This window comes from Marinobacter sp. (assembly GCF_035268745.1).
Lineage (GTDB): Bacteria > Pseudomonadota > Gammaproteobacteria > Pseudomonadales > Oleiphilaceae > Marinobacter.
On record NZ_DATFKH010000188.1, the window covers coordinates 1 to 6627 of the forward strand.

Sequence of the window (6627 nt, forward strand, 5' to 3'; positions counted from 1 at the left end):
GCGGCGCCCGCAATCAGCCCTGAAACCTTGTGCTCGAAAGGCTCCCGCGCGGCAATGGCAGCGTCGGCGATCATGGCGTGGACGATGGGGGCACCACAGTAATGGCTGACCCTGTGCTGCCGGATCAGTTTCAGGATCTGCTCCGGATCCACCCGCCGCAGGCAGACGCTGGTGCCGCCGATGGCAGCCAGGGTCCAGGGGAAGCACCAGCCGTTGCAATGAAACATGGGCAGGGTCCACAGGTAGACCACGCCCGGAGGCAGCGTCCAGGACAGCACGTTGCTGACGGCATTCAGGTAAGCACCCCGGTGGTGGCTGACAACCCCCTTGGGATTGCCGGTGGTGCCGGAGGTGTAACCAAGGGCAATCGCATCCCATTCGTCCTCCGGTAATGGCCAGGCGCCGGGCGCCGGCTGATCAGCCAGCAACGCCTCGTATTCAAGATCGCCGATAAAGCGTTCTGCGCCCTGGCCTGGGTCTGACACATTGATAATGATGGGGGCCGGCCCTTCCATGCGGGCAAGGGCCTTTGCCACCACTTCGGCGTACTCGGGGTCGGTCAGCAACAGCCGGGTACGACTGTGATCGAGAATAAAGGCCACCGCCTCCGGATCGAGGCGGATATTGATGGCATTGAGCACGGCCCCGACCATGGGGACGCCAAAGTGCGCCTCATACAGGGCAGGGACATTCGGCAACAGGGTGGCAACCACATCCCCCCGGGCAACGCCGAAGCTCTGTAGCAGGGAAGCCAGGTGACAACAGCGTGTGTAGGTCTGCTGCCAGCTATAACGGGTATCGTTATAAATGAGTGCCGTTCTGTCGGGATAAACGCTGGCAGCCCGTTTGATAAAACTCAAAGGCGATAGCGGAACATAATTGGCGGCTGTTTTTTCGAGAGCCGCATTGAAATCGCAGAGATCATTCATGGCCGTTCACCTTATGGTTGTATCATGCGACCTACTCAGTCGTTGCCCGGTTGTTCCCAGACCGGCTTACGCTTGCCGAGAAACGCATCGATCCCTTCTGCCACGTCAGGGCTCATCATGTTCTCGGCCATCACATTGCCGGCAAACTCATAGGCATCGGCCAGTGGCATCTGCCGCTGGGGGTGGAACATAGCCTTGCCAAAGCGCACTGCCGCAGGGCTCTTGCTCAGGATCTGTTCCACCTTGTCGGTCACGGCATTATCCAGTTCGGAATCAGGGGCGACTGCGCTCAGCAGGCCCCACTCAAGCGCGGTATCCGCATCGATGAAACTGCCGGTCACCAGCATGTCGAACGCCCGTTTGGCCGGGACGTTGCGGGACAGCGCCACGGCGGGGGTAGAACAGAACAGGCCCACGTTGATGCCGGAGACCGCAAAACTCGCCGATTTGGCGGCGATGGCCAGGTCGCAGCTGGCTACCAGCTGGCACCCGGCCGCCGTGGCCATGCCCTGGACTTTGGCGATTACCGGCACCGGCAGCGCGACGATGCTCTGCATCAGCCGGCTGCAACGGCGAAATAACGCCTGATAGTAGGACTGGTCCGGATTGGCGCGCATTTCCCGCAGGTCGTGACCGGCGCAAAATCCTTTCCCTGTGGCTCCGATTACCACACACCGGACCGAAGGCTGGTCAGCGATCAGATCCAGCTCCTGTTGCAGGACATCCATCATGGCTTCGGAAAGCGTGTTAAATTTATCGGCTCGGTTCAATGTGAAGTAGACGGCGCCATCTGCATCCTCCCTGAGAAGAATGTCTTCTGGATACTGACTGTGATTCATAGATTACTCCCGCCATGGGTGGCTGATTAAATCTGATTGACTGTCACCTCGGTTGTGATCGAGTTGCGGATAAAACAGTTTTTATGGGCGTTGGTGTGAATTCTGGATATCGCTTTCTCGTCCGGCACTTTATCGCCCCCGAAGGTGATGCGCGGCGACAGCTCGATGCGCGTCATTTCCTTGCCTTTCCGATCGTTATTTTCCAGATAGCCGACCGGATTGTCTTCATAGGATTCGACCTGATAACCCTGATAATCGGCGATGGCCAGAAAAAACAGCATGTGACAGCTGGACACTGCGCTGATAAACATCTGTTCCGGGTCGGCGCACTCTGAATCGCCTTTGAATTCGACGGACGCGGAAACGTTGACCTGCTGGTCACCACTGAGGGTAACCCGATGATTGCGCGAGTAGGTTTCTGCATCGGTCTGGTGAGGCTTGCGGTGCCAGCTGATGTTGGAATAATGGACGGACATAAAGCTACATCTCCTTGCTGCGGATTACATTACGATAGTCAGTGCCCGGGGAAAACAACAGTTTTGTTGCCGTTGAGAAAACATCGTTTCTCGACATGCAGTTTGATGGCCCGCGCCAGTACCAGGCGTTCGGTGTCCCGGCCTTTTGCCACGAGTAGCTCGGGGGTATAGGTGTGATCCACCGGTTCGACGCCCTGGCTGATGATTGGACCCTCATCCAGATCTTCGCTGACGTAGTGTGCGGTTGCCCCTACCAGCTTTACACCTTTCTCGTAGGCCTGATGGTAGGGCTTGGCGCCTTTGAAACCCGGCAGCAGCGAATGGTGGATGTTGATGGCCCGGCCGTGCAGTTTTTTACACATCTCCTCGGACAGGATTTGCATATAGCGGGCCAGCAGGACAAGGTCAGCTTCGCAATGCTGGATGATTTCCCACATATGCGCTTCCTGCTGCGCCTTGGTTTCTGCCGTAACCGGCAGGTGGTAGTACGGAACTTCATACCAGTCGGCCAGCCTTTTCAGCTCGGAGTGATTGGAGATGACCGCCAGAACTTCGATATTAAGCGCGCCGGTACTGCTCCTGTGGAGAATATCCTGCATGCAGTGATCGTACTGGGATACCAGGATCACCACTTTCTCCGGGGTCGCCAGGTCGCTCAGGTCCCATCTGATCTCGAAGGCTTCGGCCCGGTCGGAAAACTGTTTACGCAAGGCCTCTTCAGAAAATTCACCGTCGCCGACGAAATTGAACTCCACGCGAAAGAAAAAGCGTCCGGTATCGGCATCGTTAAAAGTGTGCATTTCGTACGCATAACACTCATATCGATATAGACTGTTGATGATCAGATCAAGCACACCGAGTTTGGTGAGCGAGCTTCCGGTAAGCACATAGGTGTTTTTATACGGGTTCATTCTGTCGGCCCTTTGTTTTTATTTTGTTTGCCAGACCGATAATAAGAGAAACCGGCAGCAAGATGGGCCTAAAAAGTGCCACAAAAGACGGCTAATCGAACTTGTTTCCTGCGCTCTGTAGTCCATTTGGGCTAAATGAATAAGCAATTGATTTAATGAATTTTTTTGTGACAATTCCGGGGCTGGTCAGAAGAGGTGAGCGTGGGTCAATCATCAATGGCAGTGCTGACCCGTAATGGCAGGCGGACCGGTTTATCACCGGGGTCTTGCTTACTTGACCGTGGCAACCGGCGTCACTACCTTTATGCTATTGACAGGGACATTCGGACAATGCGCCGCGCCCTGGAAATCCGGGGCGCCATGGATAATGCAGTGAATGATGGGTCCGACCATGAATAACGCTGGCCAGGCGGGCAATCAGCCCTGGTTTTCGCTTATGCTGCGTGAGCGCTTCCGCAGACCGGGCCAATGAAAATATGAAAAACGTCAGCCTGGATACACTGGATATCCGCATATTGAGTACGGTGCAGCAGCACGGACAACTAAGCAAAGCCAGGCTTTCAGAGCTGGTGAGCCTGTCGCCGACACCCTGCTGGATTCGACTGGAAAAACTCAAAAAGGCAGGGTATATAAAGGGTTATCGCGGTGAGATTGCGATTGACAAAATTGCCGACCTGGCAAAATTTATCGTGACAGTGTCACTGAAGACCCACAACCGGGCAGATTTCAGGCAGTTTGAAAATTGCATTCAAAGCATCGATGAAATCGTGGAATGCAGTGCAACAGCGGGTGGTTCGGACTACGTGTTCAAAGTCGTTACCACCAGCCTTAACAGTTTTCAGGATCTGATGGAGGATTTGCTCAACAGGGAGATCGGGATTGAACGTTATTTTATTTATGTTGTCACCAGGGACGTCAAATCAACACCCATTAATCTGTTCAAGCTAGTGAAAAATAAAAAAAGCCCGTAGCTATTTCATTCAGTCCTTGTTTATCGCTCCTGGTCAGGCTCCGGACCCGTCTGCAGGCGTCTTCCCATACATTGAGCGTAAGGCAATGGGCCACGGCTACTGCACTCAGGTAGTCTTCTTCGCCGGAGCGTCGGCGGAGGCGGGGCGCCCCGCACACCCGCCATTTTCAGTGACCCAGTTCGCCGTGGCCCTGATCCCGCCCAACGGAAAGAAATGCACCTGGTGAATGCCCAGGTCCGGATGCTGCGCCCGATGCTCAGCCAGCTCGGTCAGTAAGTCGGTGGGCTCATAGGGCAGAAGCAGCTTGCTCACATCCTTTGCCCGGCGTTGCAGCACCTGCATGCTCGGGCCCACGCCACAGGACATTGAGTATTTGATCAGGGTGTGAAGCTTGGCCGGGCCGGCTACCCCGATATGGATGGGCAGATAAATACCCTCCGTCGTCAGCCGGTCGGCCCAGGCGATGACCGGAGCGGCCTCGAAACAGAACTGGGTAGTGATTGCCACACGGGCATCAGTGCGCTCGGAGAACTTCTGCTTCCATTTCAGTGATTGCATGACCATCCGGTCGGAACCATCGGGGTCGATATCGCGGTTGCTTTCGGGGTGGCCGGCGAAGTGTAGATTCCTGAACCCGTCGAAGAGCCCGGTCTCCAGCATCTGCATGGAATCCTCGAATGCGCCGGCCGGAGTTGTCGGGCCACCGCCCAGCAGCAGTGCCTGTTCCACGCCCGCCTCGTCCCTGTAACGGGCGACCCATTCGGCCAGTTCGGCCCGGTCCCTGATAATGCGGGCAGGAAAATGGGGCATGGCCGGAAAACCCTCATCGGCCAGACGTCGTGCGGTGCGAACCATATCCCTGATCGGTGTTCCCTCGATATGGGCGATATAGACGCGGGTGCCTGCTGGCAGCAGGTCCCGAAAACTCTCTATCTGGTCGGCGGTCCGCGGAATCACCTCGATCGAATAGCCGCTCAGAAAGTTCTCCAGCAAACCGGAAGTCTGATCTTCTGCGCTGGTAGCGGAAGGTTTGTGGCGAAAAGAAAACAGCCCCATAAAATCGATCCTGCGTGCTGATGGGTGGTCTGACTCTGGTGCTTACAATTAATGCCTGACCGCAAGCTAAGGAGCCTCTGAACAACTCCTGAATCCCGACTCACCCGGTGAGGCTTGTTATTCGCCTGGATGGAGTCGCCGCGATTTTCTTGCCAGGATCAAAGAAAGGCTTTTCGACCACGATGGCGGTTGTTTTCCCGCCAGGAGTCTCGACGTTGAAATCTGTTCCAAGGGCCGAAAAGTCTTTGCCAACCATTGCCAATGCAATATTGCGTTCCAGGCGCGGAGAAAACACCGCAGAAGTAATCGTGCCTACCTGTTCACCCGCTTGCTCCAGGGCCCAGAAGCTGGAGTTGGGCCCCCTCAGTGCGGGACCACCGATGACCAGGCCAACCAGTTTGCGTGATACCCCCTCGTCACGGATGCGCCTGAGCGCAGCCTTGCCAATGAAATCGGCCTCGATATCCAGTTCGACCAGACGGTCCAGACCCAGTTCATAGGGATTGGTGTTGGTGTCCATATCGGCATGGTAGGACAGCATGCCGCCCTCAACCCGACGAATGGTTGAGGTGTGACCAGGCTGAAGACCGAAGGCAGCACCTGCGGCCATGATCTTCTCCCAAAGCTCATCACCTCTTGAATCGTCCAGCAGATAGAGTTCATAGCCAAGTTCGCTTGACCAGCCGGTGCGGGAAACAATCAGAGGAATACCGTCAAGATCATATTCCCGTAGCCAGAAATACCGGAGGTCGTTGATACTGTCACCGAATAGCGCTTCCATGATTTTGCCGGACTCCGGACCCTGCAGCTGGAGTGGCGATACCTCCGGTTCGCGGATTCTGACATCCAGACCGGAATGAATGGCGACTCCCTGGGCCCACAGCAGGATGTCACTGTCCGCCAGAGAGAGCCAGAAGCGGTTTTCTTCGAGACGAAGCAGGATGGGATCGTTCAGAATGCCGCCTTCGGCATTGGTGATCAGTACATATTTACACTGGCCCACCGCACACTTTGAAAGGTCTCTCGGGGTAAGCATCTGAGTGAATTTTGCAGCATCAGGACCGGTAATTTCCACCTGGCGCTCAACAGCAACATCACACAGGATGGCCCTGTTGACCAGGTTCCAGAAGTTCTGCTCCGGATCACCGAAATCCCGGGGAATATACATGTGATTGTATACCGAGAAACCTTTGGCGCCCCAGCGCACGGTAGCGTCGAAGTAGGGCGATTTCCGAATCTGTGTGCCGAAGCCGAATTCTTTTTGTTGTAGTCTAGCCATGTCCCGGTCCTTATTGTGCGCGATCACATCGGTGACAACAGCCACCATTCAGAATGCGTGAATAGAAAAAGGATACAAGGAATTCAGCGGGCGAGGGGGCCCAAAAATGCCGCAAAAAACGAATAATCGGACTTGATTCCTGCACTCTTTAGTCCATTTGGGCTAG

Annotated in this window: 7 protein-coding genes; 1 reads left to right on the forward strand and 6 read right to left on the reverse strand. The window is 55.5% G+C overall.

Going from position 1 to position 6627, the window contains the following annotated elements; all coding sequences use genetic code 11:
• From VJ956_RS13120 to purU, 4 genes are all read right to left on the reverse strand, one after another.
• Positions 1 to 929, reverse strand: a 929-nt coding sequence (locus VJ956_RS13120; protein ID WP_324085491.1) for an AMP-binding protein, incomplete at its 3' end; no start/stop codon positions are given.
• Between the two features lie 35 nt (positions 930 to 964).
• Positions 965 to 1768, reverse strand: coding sequence for an enoyl-CoA hydratase (locus VJ956_RS13125; RefSeq protein ID WP_324085492.1), 804 nt, complete (start codon positions 1766 to 1768; stop codon positions 965 to 967).
• Between the two features lie 26 nt (positions 1769 to 1794).
• Positions 1795 to 2244: an OsmC family protein gene (locus VJ956_RS13130; RefSeq protein WP_324085493.1), complete on the reverse strand. Its 450-nt coding sequence runs from the start codon at positions 2242 to 2244 to the stop codon at positions 1795 to 1797.
• A gap of 38 nt (positions 2245 to 2282) precedes the next feature.
• Positions 2283 to 3155 (reverse strand): formyltetrahydrofolate deformylase, encoded by an 873-nt coding sequence (gene purU / locus VJ956_RS13135; protein ID WP_324085494.1) that lies wholly within the window; start codon positions 3153 to 3155, stop codon positions 2283 to 2285.
• 476 nt (positions 3156 to 3631) lie between these two features.
• Between purU and VJ956_RS13140 the strand changes: the two genes are divergently transcribed.
• Positions 3632 to 4126, forward strand: coding sequence for an Lrp/AsnC family transcriptional regulator (locus VJ956_RS13140; protein ID WP_324085495.1), 495 nt, complete (start codon positions 3632 to 3634; stop codon positions 4124 to 4126).
• A 105-nt stretch (positions 4127 to 4231) separates the two neighbouring features.
• On the opposite strand, the gene VJ956_RS13145 is transcribed toward VJ956_RS13140, so the two are convergent.
• Positions 4232 to 5182 carry a hypothetical protein gene (locus VJ956_RS13145; protein ID WP_324085496.1) on the reverse strand — a complete coding sequence of 317 codons (951 nt, stop codon included), beginning with the start codon at positions 5180 to 5182 and terminating at the stop codon, positions 4232 to 4234.
• 100 nt (positions 5183 to 5282) lie between these two features.
• A complete protein-coding gene (locus VJ956_RS13150; protein WP_324085497.1) occupies positions 5283 to 6461 on the reverse strand; it encodes a glycine cleavage T C-terminal barrel domain-containing protein in 1179 nt (392 codons plus the stop codon).
• Positions 6462 to 6627: the final 166 nt, after the last annotated feature.

Excerpts from the sequence above, each read along its gene's own strand:
- VJ956_RS13150 (WP_324085497.1), bottom strand. The coding sequence starts at position 6,461 with ATGGCTAGACTACAACAAAAAGAATTCGGCTTCGGCACACAGATTCGG.
- purU (WP_324085494.1), bottom strand. The coding sequence starts at position 3,155 with ATGAACCCGTATAAAAACACCTATGTGCTTACCGGAAGCTCGCTCACC.
- VJ956_RS13130 (WP_324085493.1), bottom strand. The coding sequence starts at position 2,244 with ATGTCCGTCCATTATTCCAACATCAGCTGGCACCGCAAGCCTCACCAG.
- VJ956_RS13145 (WP_324085496.1), bottom strand. The coding sequence starts at position 5,182 with ATGGGGCTGTTTTCTTTTCGCCACAAACCTTCCGCTACCAGCGCAGAA.
- VJ956_RS13140 (WP_324085495.1), top strand. The coding sequence starts at position 3,632 with ATGAAAAACGTCAGCCTGGATACACTGGATATCCGCATATTGAGTACG.
- VJ956_RS13125 (WP_324085492.1), bottom strand. The coding sequence starts at position 1,768 with ATGAATCACAGTCAGTATCCAGAAGACATTCTTCTCAGGGAGGATGCA.